Origin of the sequence: Embleya australiensis, assembly GCF_051903075.1 — a bacterium.
GTDB lineage: Bacteria > Actinomycetota > Actinomycetes > Streptomycetales > Streptomycetaceae > Embleya.
On record NZ_CP182422.1, the window covers coordinates 1,481,110 to 1,497,589 of the forward strand.

Sequence of the window (16,480 nt, forward strand, 5' to 3'; positions counted from 1 at the left end):
GATCGTGCCCCGCCAGGTCTTCCTGTACGACCCCCCGGACCGTTTCGTCGCCGGCACCGTGGGTGAACCCGGCCAGCGAACCTTCTTCCTCCAGGCCTCCGCCGCCGGCCGCGTGACGAGCGTCGCGCTGGAGAAGACGCAGGTGTCCGTCCTGGCCGAACGTGTCGACGAACTCCTCGACGAGTTGGTGCGCCGCACCGGGGGCGAGACCGCCGTGCCGGCCGTGACGCCCGCCGAACTGGAGGACTCCGGACCGCTGTTGCCGCCGATCCTGGAGGAGTTCCGGGTCGGCACGATGGCCCTCGCGTGGGACGCCGACGACGAACGACTCGTGGTCGAGGCGCAGGCCCAGGTCCCCGACGACGACTCCCCCGAGGACACCCTGCTCGGCGATGACGACGACGAGGACGGCCCGCCGCTGCTCCGGGTGCGGCTCACCGGCGGTCAGGCCCGGGCGTTCGCGAAGCGCGCGCTGCTCGTGGTCGCGGCCGGGCGGCCGGCGTGTCCCTTCTGCGGGCTGCCGATGGACGCCGAGGGCCACATCTGCCCGCGCGCCAACGGGTACCGGCGTTGACCGACACGGTCCTCGACGCCGCCGCCGTCCCGGAGCTGTTGCGTCGGGGTGAGCTGACGGTGCAGGCGCGCCTGGAGGACGCCTCGAACGCCACGCTGTACTGCGTCGCGACGCTCGACGGCGTGTCGCTGCCGTGTGTGTGGAAGCCGGTCGCGGGCGAGCGTCCGCTGTGGGACTTCCCCGACGGCACGCTCGCGGGGCGCGAGGTCGCGGCGTACGAGGTGTCCGAGGCGCTGGGCTGGGACATCGTGCCGACCACGGTGTTCCGGGAGGGCCCGTACGGGGCGGGCATGTGCCAGTTGTGGATCGACCACAAGCGGGCGGACGATGAGCCCGAGCCGGTCGCGATCCTGCCGGCGGTCGACCCCGGACCGGCCTGGAAGCCGATCGCACACGTGGTCGTCCCCGACGAACAGGGCAAGGAGCAGCCCGCCCTGCTCGTGCACGCCGCCGGTGACGTACTGCAGCGCATCGCCGTGTTCGACGCGGTGATCAACAACGCCGACCGCAAGGGCGGCCACCTCCTGCCCGGCCCGGCCGGCCACGTGTACGGAATCGATCACGGCATCTGCTTCCACGTCGAGGACAAACTCCGCACCCTCCTGTGGGGTTGGGCGGGCGAGCCGCTGCCGGCCTCCGCGCGCGCCGCGCTGACCTCGCTCGCCGAGGAACTGGACGGCGCTCTGGGTGTGCGTCTGGGCGAGCTGATTACGCCGGACGAGGTCGAGGCCACCCGCGAACGGGTGAGAGTTCTGCTCGCCGAGGGCCGGCTGCCGAAGCCGGACGGCCGCCGGCACGTGATTCCGTGGCCGCCGATCTGACGTGACATGAAATTCACGAGTCGACCGGGCGTTCCCGGCCGACGGCGCCGGCCGACGCGCCCCGGGCGCGGGTAAAGACGCGGAAATTCGTCTGCCAACCCTGGAAGATCTTCACCCCCCGCGGACGTTAGGCTCATACGTATGTATGCCTGGCCTGCACCCGAGCTCCCCGTTCTCCCTGGTCAGGGTGCGTCCCTGCGCGTGCACGACAGTTCCGTGCACGAGCTGGTGACGGTCACCCCGGGACCGGTCGCGCGGTTGTACGTGTGCGGCATCACGCCGTACGACGCGACCCACATGGGCCACGCGGCCACGTATGTCGCCTTCGACCTGCTCCAGCGCGTCTGGCGGGATGCGGGCCACACCGTGGACTACGTGCAGAACGTCACCGACGTGGACGACCCCCTCCTGGAGCGGGCCGTGCGCGACGGCGTCGACTGGGTCGAATTGGCGGAGCGCGAGACCGCGCTGTTCCGCGAGGACATGGCGTCGCTGCGGGTGCTGCCGCCGGCGAACTACATCGGCGTGGTCGAGGCGATCCCGCTGATCGTGCCGCTGATCGAGGACCTGCTCGCCAAGGAGGCGGCCTACTCGGTCGACGGCGACATCTACTTCTCGATCGTGTCGGACGAGCGCTTCGGCGGCGTGTCCGGATACACCGCCGCCCGGATGCTGGAGATCTTCGGCGAGCGCGGCGGCGACCCCGAGCGGATCGGCAAGAAGGACCCGCTCGACCCGCTGCTCTGGCGTGCGGCGCGGCCGGGCGAACCGTCCTGGGACGCGTCCTTCGGCGCGGGGCGCCCCGGTTGGCACATCGAGTGTGTGGCGATCGCGCTGAAGTACCTGGGCATGGGCTTCGACGTCCAGGGCGGCGGCAGCGACCTGGTCTTCCCGCATCACGAGATGGGTGCCTCGCACGCGCACGTGGTCACCGGCGAGGTGCCGTACGCGAAGGCGTACGTGCACGCGGGCATGGTCGCGCTGGACGGCGAGAAGATGTCCAAGTCGCGCGGCAACCTGGTGTTCGTCTCCAAGCTGCGCCGCGAGGGCGTGGACCCGATGGCGATCCGTCTGGCCCTGCTGGCCCATCACTACCGCAGCGACTGGGAGTGGACCGACACGGTCCTCGCCGAGGCCGAGGCACGGCTGGCCGCGTGGCGCGCGGCGGTGGGCCGTCCCGACGGGCCGGACACCACCGAACTGCTCGCCGCGATCCGCGAACGGATGGCCGACGACCTGGACGCCCCGGGCGCGCTGGCCGCGATGGACGCCTGGGCGGCGCGGCAACTCGCCGACGGCGGCGAGGACATGTCCGCCCCGGGCGTGGCCTCACGGGCCCTGGACGCGATCCTCGGCGTGGCCCTGTAACCGCGACCCGACGACGGCGGCCGGCCACGACGGCCGCGCCGGCCCGAACAACCCCGAAGGCCCCGAACGGCACTCGCCGTTCGGGGCCTTCATGGATCACCGGCACCTGCCCGGCGCCGGCCCGGGGTCGGTACCCGCTCCGCCCGGCCACACCCCCGCGACGGCCGATCGGAGCGGACCCCTCGCCCGCGTCATAAGCAGATCACGCGGGAATCCCTCGGCACTTCAGGGGAAGCCCTCATCTTCGGCGGAAACTTCGAGGGAGTCGCCGACCCGATTCCCCGACATTGCCCCCGAACCGGGCTCCCCGAGGCGGAACTCCCTCGGATCCCGCCGCTCTCGCGCTCACGCCTCCATCAGCAGGTACTGCCGCACGTCCAGGTAGCCGGACCGGAAGCCCGCCTCCGACCAGGACAGGTACAGGTCCCACATGCGCCGGAACACGTGGTCGAAGCCCAACGCCTCGACCGCGTCGGCGCGCCGGTCGAACCGCTCCCGCCACAGCCGCAACGTCTCGGCGTAGTGCAGCCCGTACGACCTGCTGTCCGCGACCCGCAGCCGGGTCGCGGCGGCGGCCTTGCGCACCGCGTCGTCGGAGGGGATCAGACCGCCCGGGAAGATGTACTTGTGGATCCACGTGTACGTGTCGCGGCTGGCCAGCATCCGGTCGTGCGGCATGGTGATCGACTGCAACGCGACCCGGCCGCCGGGCGCGAGCAGTCGGTCGAGCACCGCGAAGTAGGTGGGCCAGTACTCCTCCCCCACCGCCTCGATCATCTCCACACTGACGATCGCGTCGTAACTGCCGCTCACGTGGCGGTAGTCGCGCAACTCGACCCGGACCCGATCGGCCAGGCCCGCGTTCGCGATCCGCGCCGCCGCCAGGTCGCGCTGTTCGGCCGAGATGGTGATGGTGTGTACGTCCGCCCCGCGTTCGGCCGCGCGCAGTGCCAACTCGCCCCATCCGGTACCGATTTCCAGCAGCCGGGTACCGGGGCCGACGTCCGCCAGGTCGAGCAGCCGGTCGATCTTGCGCCGCTGGGCCTCGGGCAACGCGTCCTCGTCGGCGCGCGGTCCGCCGTCCGGGCCCTGTTCGAAGACGGCCGACGAGTAGGCCATCGTCTCGTCCAGGAAGGTCGCGAACAACTCGTTCGACAGGTCGTAGTGCCGGTGGATGTTGCGCTTGGCCCCGGCCACGGTGTTGCGCTGCGCACGCGGCAGGCGCGGTATCGCCAGGGGGCGAAGTCGCTGGAGCGCCGGGGGAATCAGCGTGCTTACCCGGGAGGCGAACACGGTGAGCACCGCGGTCAGGTCGTCCGCCTCCCAGTCGCCCGCCTGATACGCCTCGCCGAAGCCGATCAGCCCACCCGTGCCCACCCGACGAAAGAACGCGTCCGGCCGCACGATCCGCATCACCGGCGCCTTCGCGTCCCCGTCGCCGCGCAGCGCGCCGTCGATCCACACCCGCAACGGCAGCCGAGCCACCGCTCGTTCGAACAGCAAGCGGGCCGCGGCGGCGCGCAGCGGTCGACGCGGCACCTCCGCCACATCGGGCCAGCGCACCGGATCGACCCGGGTCGGGGCAACCTCGATCACACTCAACGCAGACTCCCTCCAGTCCCGTGCCCGCACCACGGGTACGCCGCGCGGCCGCGCACCCCGTTGGTGCGACGTGACCGTCCGCGCCGCCCTCCGGTTCGGGCCGACCCGATCGACGGTTGCCCGCCTCGGGAGGAACGGCGACTCGTAGAACTCCCATTCGAGTCCCACTCTTCCCGGAACGGGCGGCGACAGCCGTGGGCCGGGAGAACCCGTCCCGGACGGCCGCGGCGGAGCGTTGTGCGCGGCGCGCGGCGGCGGCCCGACATGCGTCGGCTCCGCATCCCGGAGTCGAGGATGCGGAGCCGGTTTTTCTTCGATCGTCGAGCGGGCGCGAGCTCAGCCCCCGCAGCCGCCACCGCCACAGCCGCCGCCGCAACTGCTCCCGCCACTGCAACTGCTGCCGCCGTCGCCCCCGCCGCCACCGCTGCTGCCGGAGCCGCCGTACGCGACCAGCGCGAGCCGGGCGTCCGGGTCCGGGTGTGCGGCCATGCCGAGGCAGGCCACCACGAACAGCCCGGACAGCGCGCCCGCGCCGACCAGGGCGCCGGAACGGCGGTCGGCCCGCAACCGTGAGGTCAGCTCGCGCAGCTCCCGGCGGCCCGCCGCGGTGGTCCGAAAGCCCGCGGCGGTCAACCCCGCGAAGACGAAGGTGAGCACGATCATCGGGACCAGGAAGCCGATCGGCCGGCTGTGCGCCAGGCCGTTGACGAAGCGGGCGATGCCCACCAGTCCGAGCACGAACAGCAGCCGGGACGGCGTCTTGGCGATCCGACGCGCGAGCGGCGAGTGCAGCAGTCCGCGTTCGACCAGACTGCGCTCGATCTGCTCCCGCATGGGAGTGCGCGACCAGCCTCGCAGCAGGGCGAGTCGGGTGCCGCGCGTGGTGCGGACGACGTCCAGCATCGCCGCGGCCACCGGCTCCGGCGGACGCGATCCGGTCGCGGCGGTGACCCGGCCGACCCGCTGGACGTGTACGTAGCCCTCGGTGATCAGCGACGCCAGGGCGGTGTCGGCGACCCGCATCGGGCCGCCCGCCAGGTAGGCCGCGTCGTACGGGCCCAGCGACCCGCTTCGCGCCTGGCCGCGGACCGCCCAGGCGAGCACGATCCGCAACACGATCGCCAGGACCACGAGGCCGAGGGCGATCCCGCCGTAGAGGCGGAGAAATTCGGGACCCGTCAGACCCCACGCCGTGCCGTTCATGTGACGTCTCCTCCCGATGGTCCGACTCGTGGGTGTGTGCGGCTTGTTCACCCTGATCCGGAAGGTAGCAGTGGCCCGATCCTCCCGGTCAGAGGCATCTCCCTACGTTGCGGGCACCGTCGCCGCGCGGTCGCCACACGCTCGCCCGGCGGCCCCGTACCGACCCCGCGACCGACCTCGCTCGACTGACTGATCGTCAGAACGGTGCCCGGGCTCGGTCGGATCCGCTCGCGGGTGCAGGATGGTGGTACACCCGTACGCACGTGCCGTTCCGCCTTCCCCGAGGAGCCGTCATGACGGAGGCTGTCCGTCCCCAGCCCACCACCCGCGCGGAAGACGAGGTCGTCGACCTGTGTCGCGACCTGATTCGCATCGACACGAGCAACTACGGCGACGGATCGGGGCCGGGTGAACGGGCCGCCGCGGAATACGTCGCCGAAAAGCTGGCCGAGGTCGGCCTGGAGCCGAAGATCTACGAATCCGAGCGCGGCCGGGCCAGCACGGTGGTCCGGATCGAGGGCACCGACCGGTCCCGGCCGGGCCTGCTGATCCACGGCCACACCGACGTGGTCCCGGCGAACGCCGCCGACTGGACCCACGACCCCTTCTCGGGCGAGATCGCCGACGGCTGTGTGTGGGGTCGCGGCGCGGTCGACATGAAGGACATGGACGCGATGGTGCTCGCGGTGCTGCGCGACCGGGTACGGTCCGGCCGGCCGCCCGCGCGCGACGTCGTACTCGCCTTCGTGGCCGACGAGGAGGCCGGCGGGCTGTACGGCGCCCGGCACCTGGTGAACAACCACGCCGACCTGTTCGAGGGCGTCACCGAGGCGATCGGCGAGGTCGGCGGCTTTTCCTTCACGGTCAACGAGGACCTGCGGCTCTACCTGGTCGAGACCGCCCAAAAGGGCATGGACTGGATGCGGCTGATCGTGGACGGCACCGCCGGCCACGGCTCGATGATCGCCAAGGACAACGCGATCACCGAACTGGCCGAGGCGGTCGCCCGGGTGGGACGGCACAAGTTCCCGGTCCGGGTCACCAAGACGGTGCGCGCGTTCCTGGACGAGGTCTCCGACGCGCTGGGCATCGAACTCGACCCGGACGACATAGAGTCCACCATCGAGCGGCTCGGCCCGATCGCGAGCATCATCGGCGCGACCATCCGCAACACCGCGCAGCCGACCATGCTGAACGCCGGGTACAAGGTCAACGTGATCCCCGGGCAGGCCACCGCCCACCTGGACGGCCGCTTCCTGCCGGGCTTCGAGGACGAGTTCCACGCCGAGTTGGACGCGGTCCTGGGCCCGCGCGTGCGCCGCGAGACGATCCACACCGACCAGGCCCTGGAGACCGGCTTCGACGGCGCCCTGGTCGAGGCCATGTCGGCCGCGCTGCGCGCGCACGACCCGGCCGCGCGCGCCGTGCCGTACTGCCTGTCGGGCGGCACCGACGCGAAGTCCTTCGCCGATCTGGGCATCCGCTGCTTCGGGTTCGCGCCGCTCAAGCTGCCGGCCGACCTCGACTTCGCGGGCATGTTCCACGGCGTGGACGAGCGGGTCCCCGTGGACGGGCTGAAGTTCGGTGTCCGGGTGCTGGATCACCTGCTCGACAACGCGTGAGACATCGCCGAGCGGGGGGCGCGCGGCCGGGCCCGGGAGGGGATCCCGAGGCCGTGTCGCGCGCCCGTCGGCACCGCCGGCCCGGGGTTTCCCGGGCATCGGGCCCGAACGAGTGAATACCTCGTGGAGCACGTAGCCTGCGCCCGATCCGGTCGTTTCTTCTTGTGCGGCGCGCATGCGCGTCGTGGTGTCTACAAGGAGGACGGAAGAATCATGAAGAAGATGGGCAAGGCCGCGTTCATCGTCGCGGCCGGCAGTGGTCTCGTGCTCGCCGGTGCCAGCGGTGCCATGGCCAACGCCGAGGCGGACGGCGCGGCCGTCGGCTCCCCCGGTGTGCTGTCGGGCAACAACATCCAGGTGCCGATCCACGTGCCGATCAACCTGTGCGGCAACAGCATCGACATCATCGGTGTCCTGAACCCCACGTTCGGCAACACCTGCATCAACGCCTGATCCAGGCCCACGCCCTCGATGGCGTGTGGACGGCCCCGGGACCGCCAAGGTCTCGGGGCCGTCCCGCTGCGCCGCCCGCTTTCATCCGAGCCCGGCGGCGTCGGCGCATCGACGGTCGTCTTCGTTCAGCCGAGCGCCCGTCCGGGCCGAAGTGCGGGCGAAAACAATCGGAACACGGTTGCAAGGAAGGCCGAAACTCAGCCATACGAGCGAATCGCCGTCACCCCGGTGACCTCCGGTGTCGACTCTCGTTGGACGACCGTGCGGGGTCAACGTCCCCCGCCCCTCGCGAGAGAGACACAGGGGTACCTACATGCACCAGCTCGCCAAGAAGGGGCTGTTGGTCGTCGTCGCAACCGCGGGCGCACTCGCGTCCGCGGCTGTCGGCGTGGCCAACGCCGGCAGCGGGGCCGACGGAGCGGCCGTCGGCTCGCCCGGCGTGGCGTCGGGCAACAACATCCAGGTGCCGATCCACGTCCCGGTGAACATCTGCGGCAACACCGTGAACGTCATCGGTGCGCTGAACCCGGCCTTCGGCAACCACTGCGCCAACGTGTCGGCCGACAAGCCGCCGCACACGAAGCCTCCGACAACCCACCCGCCGACCAGCAAGCCGCCGACCACGTGCCCGCCGAGCACCAAGCCCCCGACCACCAAGCCCCCCACCACCAAGCCGCCGACCAGCAAGCCGCCCACCACCGGCGGCTCGACCGGCCACAACACCGGCGGGTCCACGGGCGGCAACACCGGCGGTACGACCGGTGGCACCACGGGTGGGACCACCGGCGGGTCGACGGGCGGCTCGTCGGCCGGCAGCACCGGCGGCTCGACCGGCGGTTCCTCGCACGGCGGCGGGGCTCTCGCCGAGACCGGTTCCGACGCGCTGACCGTGGCCCCGATCGGCGCCGCGCTGCTGCTCGGCGGCTTCGTTCTGTACCGTCGCGCGCGGCCCGCCCGGGACTGATCCCGACCCACGGGACCGACCCACATCGACCGGGCGCACGACGCACCCCGACGCACGCCCGGATGGACCGCTCGCCCCTGGGAGGCCAGGGGCGGGCAGTCCGCGTTTCGCCTCGCTCACATGGTGCGCATCGTCACATGGTGCGCACCTGTCGGATGATTCGGCGCCGGAGCACCACCCGGCGGCTGCCGTCGCCGCGCAGGAGCAGCCGGTCCAGCTCCCAATACCCGTATTCCGCCTGCTCGGTCAGGATCCGACACGCGTCCCCGCGGGACGTGCCGCGCGGAATGTCCAGTTGCCGAAACTCGTAGTCCGCCATGTTTCCATTCCCCGGCGCCCGCGCCGCCGGCGCGGTGACCGGCCTTTTGGTAGGCCAACGACTCCGCCATCAGTGAACCATTGTGCGCGCGTGGGGCTCTTGCGGATAACGTCACCCCATGACCGGTGTTGCGCAGCCCACGCCAGAGCAGGTCCGTGCCGCCGCGGACGTTCTCAAATCGGCGATCGACGACCATCTGGCCGCCGTCGAAGCCCGCCAGGGCGAGAGCGACCCGGCCGTCTTCGCCGCGTACGACGCGCTCGCGGCCGCCGCAGAGGCCTACGACGAGTTGTTGTACGACGCCTATGACGAGGTCACCCCGTTCGAGGTGCCGAGCAGCGGCGAGGAAGCCGAGTACGAGGGGCCGACCAACCCCGAGGCGGTGACCGTGCTGATCCGTCGCGACTACGTGATCAAGGATCTGATCACCCTCGTCGACCACGCCCGCCGGGCGGACGCGGAGGCCGGCGAGAACGAACCGGCCGTCTCGCCGCGCGATACCGGCGCCGACAGCGCGTCCAGCGCGGTCGCGGTGCTCTTCGACGTCTACGATCCGGACGAGATCGCCCAGCGCGCCGACGAACTGGGCCTGGAACCGGGCGACTCGACCCTGTGGGTGTCCGCGATCGAGCCGACCGAACCGGGCGAGTGGCTCGACGCCCCCTTCGAGGACGCGGATCCGCGCAGCATCATCTACCGGTTCGAGACGAGCACCGCGTACGAGGACGACCTGGAAGCCCTGGAACGCGATCTGCACTGACCGAGGCACCGACCGGCGCACCGATCGACCGCCGATCGACCCTCGCGGGTCCGGTCACGGGTCATCCGGGTGCGGCGGCGGCCTTTCCGGAGGCCGCCCCCGCACCCGGATGTGCGTGGTGTCGGCTCAGTAGCGCATCGCCAGGGCGATGCCGCCCGCATCCGCGAGCGTGCCGTCGGGGACGAAGACCACCTTGCCGTCGCCTTCGAGGGCCGCCTCGACCACGGTGTCGACGATGTCGTCCTCGGCCCGACCGGCCAGTACCGCGTCCTCCGCGTGCGGGCCGGTGAGCACTTGGAGCGCGATCTCCCCGGTCGCCTCGACGATGACCAGGCGGCCGGTGACCCGCAGGCCCTCCTCGACCACGAGCAGCGCGCCGCGCCCGGCCCGGACCGGCGTCCACACCTCCTGGATGCCGCCCGCGTACCGCTTGGCGCTGCGCGCGTCGTCGAGCGCCCGCAGTGCGGCGGCGGTCGCCTCCTCGGCCAGCGCGGCCCGCGCCGGGGCCAGGATCTCGGCGAGCTGCGCGGGCGTGGCCTCGACCAGGCCGCCGACCTCCAGATCGCGCTCGGCCAGGTGCCCGGCGTTGCGGCTGCCCTCGCGGAACGCCTTGACCTGCGGGCGCAGGCCGACCAGAACGACCTTGCCGTCGCGGTTGGGCCCGACGAGCGCGTGGGCCAGGTGTTCGTCGGCCTCGTTCAGCAGTCGGCGGAATTCCTCGCTCACCCCCATGCCGCCGCCCTCGCGCCGGAGTTGGCCGTCGGGCTCGGGCGCGGGTGTGGTGACCGGGAACCCGTCGACGCGCGCCTCGTACACGTGCTCGCCCCGGCCGCGCCACAACCGTGCCTCCTGCTCGCTGAGCACCAGCGCCCAGTACGGGGTGAGCCGCTCCGCCGCGGAGACCAGGTTGCGGGTGAGGTAGGTGGTCGCGAAGACGATCCGCTCGCTCACCGGCGCCTCGATCCTGAAGGCGTAGTGCTCGTCCGCCGACGCGTAGAGCACCAGACCGTCGAGGAAGCTCTCCGGATCCAGTTCGGCCGCCGCGGCCCGGAGCCGTTCCGCCGTCTTGATCCGCACCTCCCGGGTCACCTCCGGGTCCGCCGCCAGCCGCTTCTCCGCCTCGGTGAGCACGTTCCGCAGCCGGATGTGGTCCTGCTGGTTCTCCGGGCGGTGCCGGTGCGTGGGCAGCGTCAGGGACACCAGCGGGTACGCGCGGGGACGGCGCAGCTCGGCGAGCAGGTCCGGCGTCAGGGCGGCGGTGGTCATGCGGTCTCCTGGCGTGCGTTCAGGCCTCGCGGCATCGGCAAACACACCGTCCTATGCCCGCTTCGGCAGGAAAATCGCGCGAATCACCCGACCGGCTCGCAGCCCCGGGGCGGTCACCGATCCGGAAACACTTGTTGACCGTGAGTCAGGAGTGACTTTAGGTTGAGCCCTCACCGTCCATGGGGATCCGGCCCGCCCGGAGACCGTGGTCCGCCCGGACCGGGGTGGGCCCGTGCGAGGAGCGACCACGTGCGATCCGTGCTCTCCCGGCGGCCGGCCCTCGTGGCCGCGCTGCTCGGTTCGACCCTGACCACCGCCGCGTGCGGCGACGACTCCGCCGCCGGCGGTTCGTCCCGCGAGGCGATGACCGTGCTGGTCACGCAGGAGGCGCGCAGTCTCGACCCGATCGTGGCGAGCCTGTCCCAGATCACCGGCGGCACCCAGGCCGCGGCGGTCTTCGACGTGCTGTTGTGGATCGATCCGAAGACCGGCCGGGCCCAGCCGCAGTTGGCGGAGAGCGCGGCGGCGGCGGAGGGCGGGCGGGTCTGGACGTTGCGGCTGCGGCCGGACCTGAGGTTCTCCGACGGCACCCCGCTGGACGCGGAGGCGGTGAAGTTCAACTGGGAGCGGCACGCGGATCCGGCGAACAAGTCGCTCCAGGCGCGGGTGGTCGCCGGGGTCGGCATATCCGTGGCCGACAGCCGGACCGTCCGGGTCACGCTGCCGGCCCCGAACGCGCACTTCGACAAGGTGATCGCGCACAACCTGGCGTTCATCGGCTCGCCGACGGCGATCAAGGCCGATCCGAAGGGGTTCGGCGCCAAGCCGGTGGGGGCCGGGCCGTACCGGCTGGAGAGCTGGGTGCGCGACCAGCAGATGGTGTTCAAGCGCAACCCGAAGTACTGGCAGGTGGGCTCCCGGCCGCCGCTCAAGGAGCTGATCCTCAAGCCGGTGGTCGACCAGTCGCAGCGGCTGGCCATGCTGGGTGCCGATCAGGCCCAGGTGTTGACCACGGCGCAGGCCAAGTTGATGGGCGACGCGCGCAAGGCCGGGCTGCCGGTGGTCACCGAGGGCAAGAGCGGCGGTTTCATGACGCTGTTCAACACGGCCCGACCGCCCTTCGACGATCCCCGGGCGCGGCGCGCGTTCGCGTTGATCATGGATCCGGCCGCGCGGACGAAGGTGGTCACCGACGACGCCGGCAAACCGCTGAGCACGTTCCTGCGCCCGGGTTCGGACTTCGTCGCCTCCGACGCGCCACTGCCCGCGAACAACCGGGTCGAGGCGCAGCGCCTGCTCGACGCGCTCGCCGCCGAGGGCAAGCCGCTGAGCTTCACCTACAGCACGTACAACAGCCCCGGCTCGCATGTGACCGCCGAATACTGGCTGGCCCAGCTCGCCACGATGAAGAACATCAGCATGAAAACCGAGTTCCTGGAGGGCACCCAGTACCTCCAGAAGGTGCAGATCCAGCGGCAGTTCGACGCGGGCGAGTTCGTGTTGTCCTTCGAGGACCCGGAGCCGGTGTTGTACAACTTCCTGCACTCCAAGGGGCAGGACAACCACATGCAGTGGAGGAACCCGGCGGTGGACGGGGCGCTGGAGCGGGCCCGGGCCACCACCGATCCGGAGGTCCGGCGGGCCGCCTATGCCGAGGTGCAGCGGGCGCTGGCGGAGGATGTGCCGATCTTCGCCTACGAGCAGGCGTTCACCGCGGCGATCCGGGCGAAGAACGCCAAGGTGGTCGACCTGACCGTGTTCGAGGACGGGTTGATCATGTTCGACCGGTTGGGTCTGGCCTAGCCGCGAGCGGGCGCGACTCGGCGGGGGCGGCCGGGGCGGGGATCGGCACGGCCGTGGGGCCACCGGGTTCGGGGATGCACAGGCACGCGATCAGCGCGCAGCCGGCCACCGTGCCGGCGATCACGAATATCACCATGTAGGCGTGCAGCGCGGGCAGTTCGCGGCCGGCGGCGGAGATCGTGTACGAGGTGAGCACGGCCGCCACCACCGCGCTGCACACCGCCTGGCCGATGGTGCGCATCAGCGCGTTGATCCCGTTGGCGGCGGCGGTCTGCGCGGCGGGCACGGCCCGGATGACCAGCATCGGCAGCGCCGAGTAGCACATGGCGGTGCCGGAGGCGACGACCGTGGCGCCGGCGATGACGGTCCACAGGTCGTGGCTGGTGAAGATGCGCACCACGTAGCCCAGGCCGAGCAGGACGGCGCCGAGGCCGAGGCAGAAGCGTGGTCCCCGGGTGGCGGTCAGCCGGGTGGAGACGGGGGAGAGCACGACCATCATCACCCCGCCGGGGAGCAGGCACAGGCCGCCGGCGGCGACCGAGAGGCCGAGGCCGTAGCCGCTCGCCTCGGGTGTCTGGACCAGCTGGGCCGTGGAGAGGCTGTTGGCGTAGAACGAGAAGCCGATGAACAGCGCGGCGATGTTGGGCAGCAGCACCGCCGGGCGGGTGGTCACCCGCAGGTCCACGAGCGGGGTGCGGGCCCGCCACTGGTGCCGGCACCAGCCGAGCAGGATCACCGCGGCGGCGCCGATCAGGCCGGCCGTGCGGGCGCTGCCCCAGCCCCAGGCGGCGCCCTTGGAGACCGCGAGCAGCAGGCAGACCAGGAACGCGGCCAGGCCGAGCGAGCCGATCACGTCGAAGCGTCCGGGGGTGCGGACCGGCGACTCGCGGACCACGAGCACGACCAGGGTCAGCACCACCAGGGCCAGCGCCGTGGCGGCCCAGAACATCACGTGCCAGTCGGCGTGGTCGACCACGAGGCCGGCCAGCGGGAGGCCGACGGCGGCGCCGATGCCGAGCGTGGAGCTCATCATCGCGATGCCGCCGCCGACCTTGGCCGGCGGCAGTTCGTCGCGCAGGATGCTGATTCCCAGCGGGACCACCGCGGTGGCCATGCCCTGGAGGGTGCGGCCGACGATCAGCACGCCGATGTCCGAGGTGAGCGCGCACATCAGCGAGCCGATCGACAGCACGACCATGGCCAGGACCAGCATGCGCTTCTTGCCGAACATGTCGCCCGCCCGGCCGAGCAGCGGGGTGCAGACGGCGCCGCTGAGCAGCGTGGCGGTCAGGGTCCAGCTCACCGTCGAGGCCGAACTGCCGGTCAGCGCGGGCAGGTCCGGCAGGAGCGGGACGACGACGGTCTGCATCAGCGCGGCGACGATGCCGCAGGAGCCGAGGACCGGTACGAGGAAGCGTCGTCGCGCGTCGTGCGGGGTCGAGGCGGGGCCGGTCACGAACGCTCCGGATGGGAGAGGGCGGAAGGTCGGCCCCACCCTAGGGATAGATGTACGACACATCAATCGTTTGCGGACACCTTTGCCCGCTCCTTGCGCAGCGGTGCGCCCACCCGGTGCATGTGGCCGAGCGCCTGCCGGTACGAGGTGATCGCGCTCGTCTCCAGGTAGGGCACCCCGAGCCGGGCGCAGTGCGCGCGCACGATCGGCTGCGCGCGGCGCAGGTTCACGCGCGGCATGTTCGGCACCAGGTGGTGTTCGATCTGGTAGTTCAGCCCGCCGAGCAGCCAGTCGGTGACCGGGCCGCCGGTGACGTTGCGCGAGGTCAGCACCTGGCGGCGCAGGTGGTCCCACTTGACGCCCGGCTCCGGCATCGGCATGCCCTTGTGGTTGGGCGCGAACGCCATGCCCAGGTGCAGGCCGAGCAGCGCGTGGGTGAGCAGCACGAAGACCAGGGCCTTGACCGGCGACATCGAGATGGCCAGGACCGATATGTACAGGGCGTAGTGCAGGGCCAGCACCGAACCCTCGACCCGGCGCTCGCGCGGGGTGCGCTCCTTGAGCGCCATCAGGCCGTTGACCTTGAGGTTGAGCCCTTCGAGCAACAGCAGCGGGAAGAACAGCCGCGCCTGGTTGCGGGTCAGCCAGCCCATCAGGCCGGTCCGGCCGCCCGTCTGGTCGGCGTCCCAGACCAGCACGCCGACCGCGACGTCCGGGTCCTTCTCGCGGTGGTTCGGGTTGGCGTGGTGCTTGTTGTGCTTCGCGTTCCACCAGCCACAGCTCATCCCCATCAGCAGGTTGCCGTGCAGCAGGGAGATTACGCGGTGGGTGCGGGCGCTGCGGGCGATCTGCTGGTGGCCCGCGTCGTGGCCGACGAAGGACGCGCGGGTGGTGAACAGCGCGACGGGTATCGCGAGGGCGAGCTGCCACCACGAGTCGCCGACCCGGACGACCGCGGCCCAGGAGCCGAGCAGGAGCAGCAGGTTCAGGCCGATCGAGCGGGCGTACCAGGCGGTGCGCCGCTCCAGCAGGCCGGCGGCCTTGAGGTCGGCGAGCAGCGGCGCGAAGTCGCTGCCCCGGCGCGGGGCGGCGGCCTCCGGGGTATCCAGGATCGGTGCGGTCATGGTCATGGGGCGTCCCCGAATTCAGGTTGCGGATGATCGGTCGAGCACGCCGACCGGGCGTAACTCGACGCTATTGATCACCCGCGCGGGGAACGAGCCGGTCGGCCCCCGGATGCGGGGGCGTCTCCACCTCCCCCATCCGGGGGCCGCACCCCATGGACAACCGGGGTGTGATCGGGTATGGCGGACGCGGCTGGTGGGGCCGTCTCCTGTGGTGGGGCCGCGCGGGCTATCCCTTGCGGCGTCGGCCGTCCGGGGTGCGGCCGACCCGGAGCGGGGGGTTGCGGACGCCGGCCCGGTACACCCCCGCGGGCGCGGGCCGGTCGATCCGGGTCGGGGCGGAGTCGGGCCGATCCGCACCGGGTCGGTGTACCGGCAACGATCCGTTCAGCGCCGCCTCGGCGAGGCCGACCGCGATGGTGTCCGGCGAGCCGGCGGTGGTGTCCACGACCAGCGTCGCCGTGTGCAGCCAGGGCCTGGCCCGCTCGTAGCGCCGCTCGTGGCCGAGCCGCGCGCGGCGGGCGGCACGGCCGGACGCCGTCGCCTCGTCGTCGCCGATCCGGGCCCGGCGGTCGCGGTGGTCCAGGTGCAGCGTGACGTGTCGGACATCGAAGCCGCGGGCCACCAGCAGATCGAGCAGGTGCTCGCAGTGCGTGCGGTCGAGGAGGGTGGCGGGCATCAGGATCGGCCCGGGCCGGCGCCTGCGCAGCGCCTCGGCGGCATCCGCGACCAGGACCCGCCACCGGGCGGGCGCGCGGTGCTCGAGGTCGTTCGTGGGCCCGGCGTGGTGGTTGGTGCGCATGTGCTTGTCGGTCGGCGTGAGGTGGTCGGCGGTGACCGAGGTACGGGCCGGGTCGGGAGTGCGGTGGTTGGTCTTGGGCGACCGGTGCTCGTCGTCGGCGGCGCCCGCGTGTATGCCCGGCGCGCCCGCCGTGTGGGGGATGCCCACCGGGTCCGGCGCCCCCACCGCGTCGGGGTCGAACACCGTGGCGCCGCGCAGGTGCCGGGCGACGGCGGCGGCCACCGTGCGCTTGCCGACCCCTCGGGGGCCGTTGAGCACGAGCAGCAGTTGTGGATGCGAGGTGAGGCTGAGCGGATCGTTCGGCACGATGGCCCCCCTGGGCGCGGTCCCGCGCGGTCGTCGA

Annotated in this window: 15 protein-coding genes; 8 read left to right on the forward strand and 7 right to left on the reverse strand. The window is 72.0% G+C overall.

Features of this window, described 5'->3' with window-relative positions; translation table 11 throughout:
• Nucleotides 1-4: 4 nt before the first annotated feature.
• The 3 genes from ACMXN5_RS06100 (at nucleotide 5) to mshC (ending at nucleotide 2,763) form a co-directional block, all read left to right on the forward strand.
• Nucleotides 5-574, forward strand: a complete 570-nt coding sequence (locus ACMXN5_RS06100; protein WP_078978035.1) for a DUF3090 domain-containing protein — start codon at nucleotides 5-7, stop codon at nucleotides 572-574.
• Complete coding sequence (locus ACMXN5_RS06105; protein ID WP_439674373.1) at nucleotides 571-1,395, forward strand: SCO1664 family protein; 825 nt, start codon at nucleotides 571-573, stop codon at nucleotides 1,393-1,395. The genes ACMXN5_RS06100 and ACMXN5_RS06105 overlap by 4 nt, the downstream gene beginning before the upstream one ends.
• 141 nt (nucleotides 1,396-1,536) lie before the next feature.
• Nucleotides 1,537-2,763, forward strand: a complete 1,227-nt coding sequence (gene mshC / locus ACMXN5_RS06110) for a cysteine--1-D-myo-inosityl 2-amino-2-deoxy-alpha-D-glucopyranoside ligase (protein WP_439674374.1) — start codon at nucleotides 1,537-1,539, stop codon at nucleotides 2,761-2,763.
• 345 nt (nucleotides 2,764-3,108) lie between these two features.
• On the opposite strand, the gene ACMXN5_RS06115 is transcribed toward mshC, so the two are convergent.
• Together ACMXN5_RS06115 and ACMXN5_RS06120 are read right to left on the reverse strand one after the other, a co-directional pair.
• The gene (locus tag ACMXN5_RS06115) at nucleotides 3,109-4,359 is read right to left on the reverse strand and encodes a class I SAM-dependent methyltransferase (protein WP_439677957.1); all 1,251 of its coding nucleotides are present in this window, start codon (nucleotides 4,357-4,359) and stop codon (nucleotides 3,109-3,111) included.
• A 342-nt stretch (nucleotides 4,360-4,701) separates the two neighbouring features.
• A complete protein-coding gene (locus ACMXN5_RS06120; protein WP_439674375.1) occupies nucleotides 4,702-5,568 on the reverse strand; it encodes a TIGR04222 domain-containing membrane protein in 867 nt (288 codons plus the stop codon).
• A gap of 293 nt (nucleotides 5,569-5,861) precedes the next feature.
• Here ACMXN5_RS06120 and ACMXN5_RS06125 point away from each other — a divergent pair, with 293 nt between their 5' ends.
• From ACMXN5_RS06125 to ACMXN5_RS06135, 3 genes are all read left to right on the forward strand, one after another.
• Complete coding sequence (locus ACMXN5_RS06125) at nucleotides 5,862-7,190, forward strand: M20/M25/M40 family metallo-hydrolase (protein WP_395786043.1); 1,329 nt, start codon at nucleotides 5,862-5,864, stop codon at nucleotides 7,188-7,190.
• A 222-nt stretch (nucleotides 7,191-7,412) separates the two neighbouring features.
• A complete protein-coding gene (locus ACMXN5_RS06130; protein WP_395786041.1) occupies nucleotides 7,413-7,643 on the forward strand; it encodes a chaplin in 231 nt (76 codons plus the stop codon).
• 313 nt (nucleotides 7,644-7,956) lie between these two features.
• Nucleotides 7,957-8,607: a chaplin gene (locus tag ACMXN5_RS06135; RefSeq protein ID WP_439674376.1), complete on the forward strand. Its 651-nt coding sequence runs from the start codon at nucleotides 7,957-7,959 to the stop codon at nucleotides 8,605-8,607.
• A gap of 133 nt (nucleotides 8,608-8,740) precedes the next feature.
• On the opposite strand, the gene ACMXN5_RS06140 is transcribed toward ACMXN5_RS06135, so the two are convergent.
• Nucleotides 8,741-8,926 (reverse strand): DUF5703 family protein, encoded by a 186-nt coding sequence (locus tag ACMXN5_RS06140; RefSeq protein ID WP_078978027.1) that lies wholly within the window; start codon nucleotides 8,924-8,926, stop codon nucleotides 8,741-8,743.
• A 118-nt stretch (nucleotides 8,927-9,044) separates the two neighbouring features.
• On the opposite strand from ACMXN5_RS06140, the gene ACMXN5_RS06145 reads away from it, so the two are divergent.
• Nucleotides 9,045-9,686 (forward strand): hypothetical protein, encoded by a 642-nt coding sequence (locus ACMXN5_RS06145; protein ID WP_078978026.1) that lies wholly within the window; start codon nucleotides 9,045-9,047, stop codon nucleotides 9,684-9,686.
• 126 nt (nucleotides 9,687-9,812) lie between these two features.
• Here ACMXN5_RS06145 and ACMXN5_RS06150 read toward each other — a convergent pair whose 3' ends face one another.
• Nucleotides 9,813-10,952, reverse strand: coding sequence for a baeRF3 domain-containing protein (locus tag ACMXN5_RS06150; RefSeq protein ID WP_439674377.1), 1,140 nt, complete (start codon nucleotides 10,950-10,952; stop codon nucleotides 9,813-9,815).
• A gap of 249 nt (nucleotides 10,953-11,201) precedes the next feature.
• On the opposite strand from ACMXN5_RS06150, the gene ACMXN5_RS06155 reads away from it, so the two are divergent.
• On the forward strand, nucleotides 11,202-12,755 hold the full coding sequence (locus ACMXN5_RS06155) for an ABC transporter substrate-binding protein (protein ID WP_439674378.1): 1,554 nt from the start codon (nucleotides 11,202-11,204) through the stop codon (nucleotides 12,753-12,755).
• On the opposite strand, the gene ACMXN5_RS06160 is transcribed toward ACMXN5_RS06155, so the two are convergent.
• The 3 genes from ACMXN5_RS06160 to ACMXN5_RS06170 form a co-directional block, all read right to left on the reverse strand.
• Nucleotides 12,727-14,274: an MFS transporter gene (locus ACMXN5_RS06160; RefSeq protein ID WP_439674379.1), complete on the reverse strand. Its 1,548-nt coding sequence runs from the start codon at nucleotides 14,272-14,274 to the stop codon at nucleotides 12,727-12,729. The two genes, ACMXN5_RS06155 and ACMXN5_RS06160, sit on opposite strands and share 29 nt — an antisense overlap.
• A complete protein-coding gene (locus tag ACMXN5_RS06165; protein ID WP_439674380.1) occupies nucleotides 14,274-15,341 on the reverse strand; it encodes a fatty acid desaturase family protein in 1,068 nt (355 codons plus the stop codon). Before ACMXN5_RS06165 ends, ACMXN5_RS06160 begins: the two co-directional genes overlap by 1 nt.
• A 223-nt stretch (nucleotides 15,342-15,564) precedes the next feature.
• Nucleotides 15,565-16,443: an AAA family ATPase gene (locus ACMXN5_RS06170; RefSeq protein ID WP_439674381.1), complete on the reverse strand. Its 879-nt coding sequence runs from the start codon at nucleotides 16,441-16,443 to the stop codon at nucleotides 15,565-15,567.
• Nucleotides 16,444-16,480: the final 37 nt, after the last annotated feature.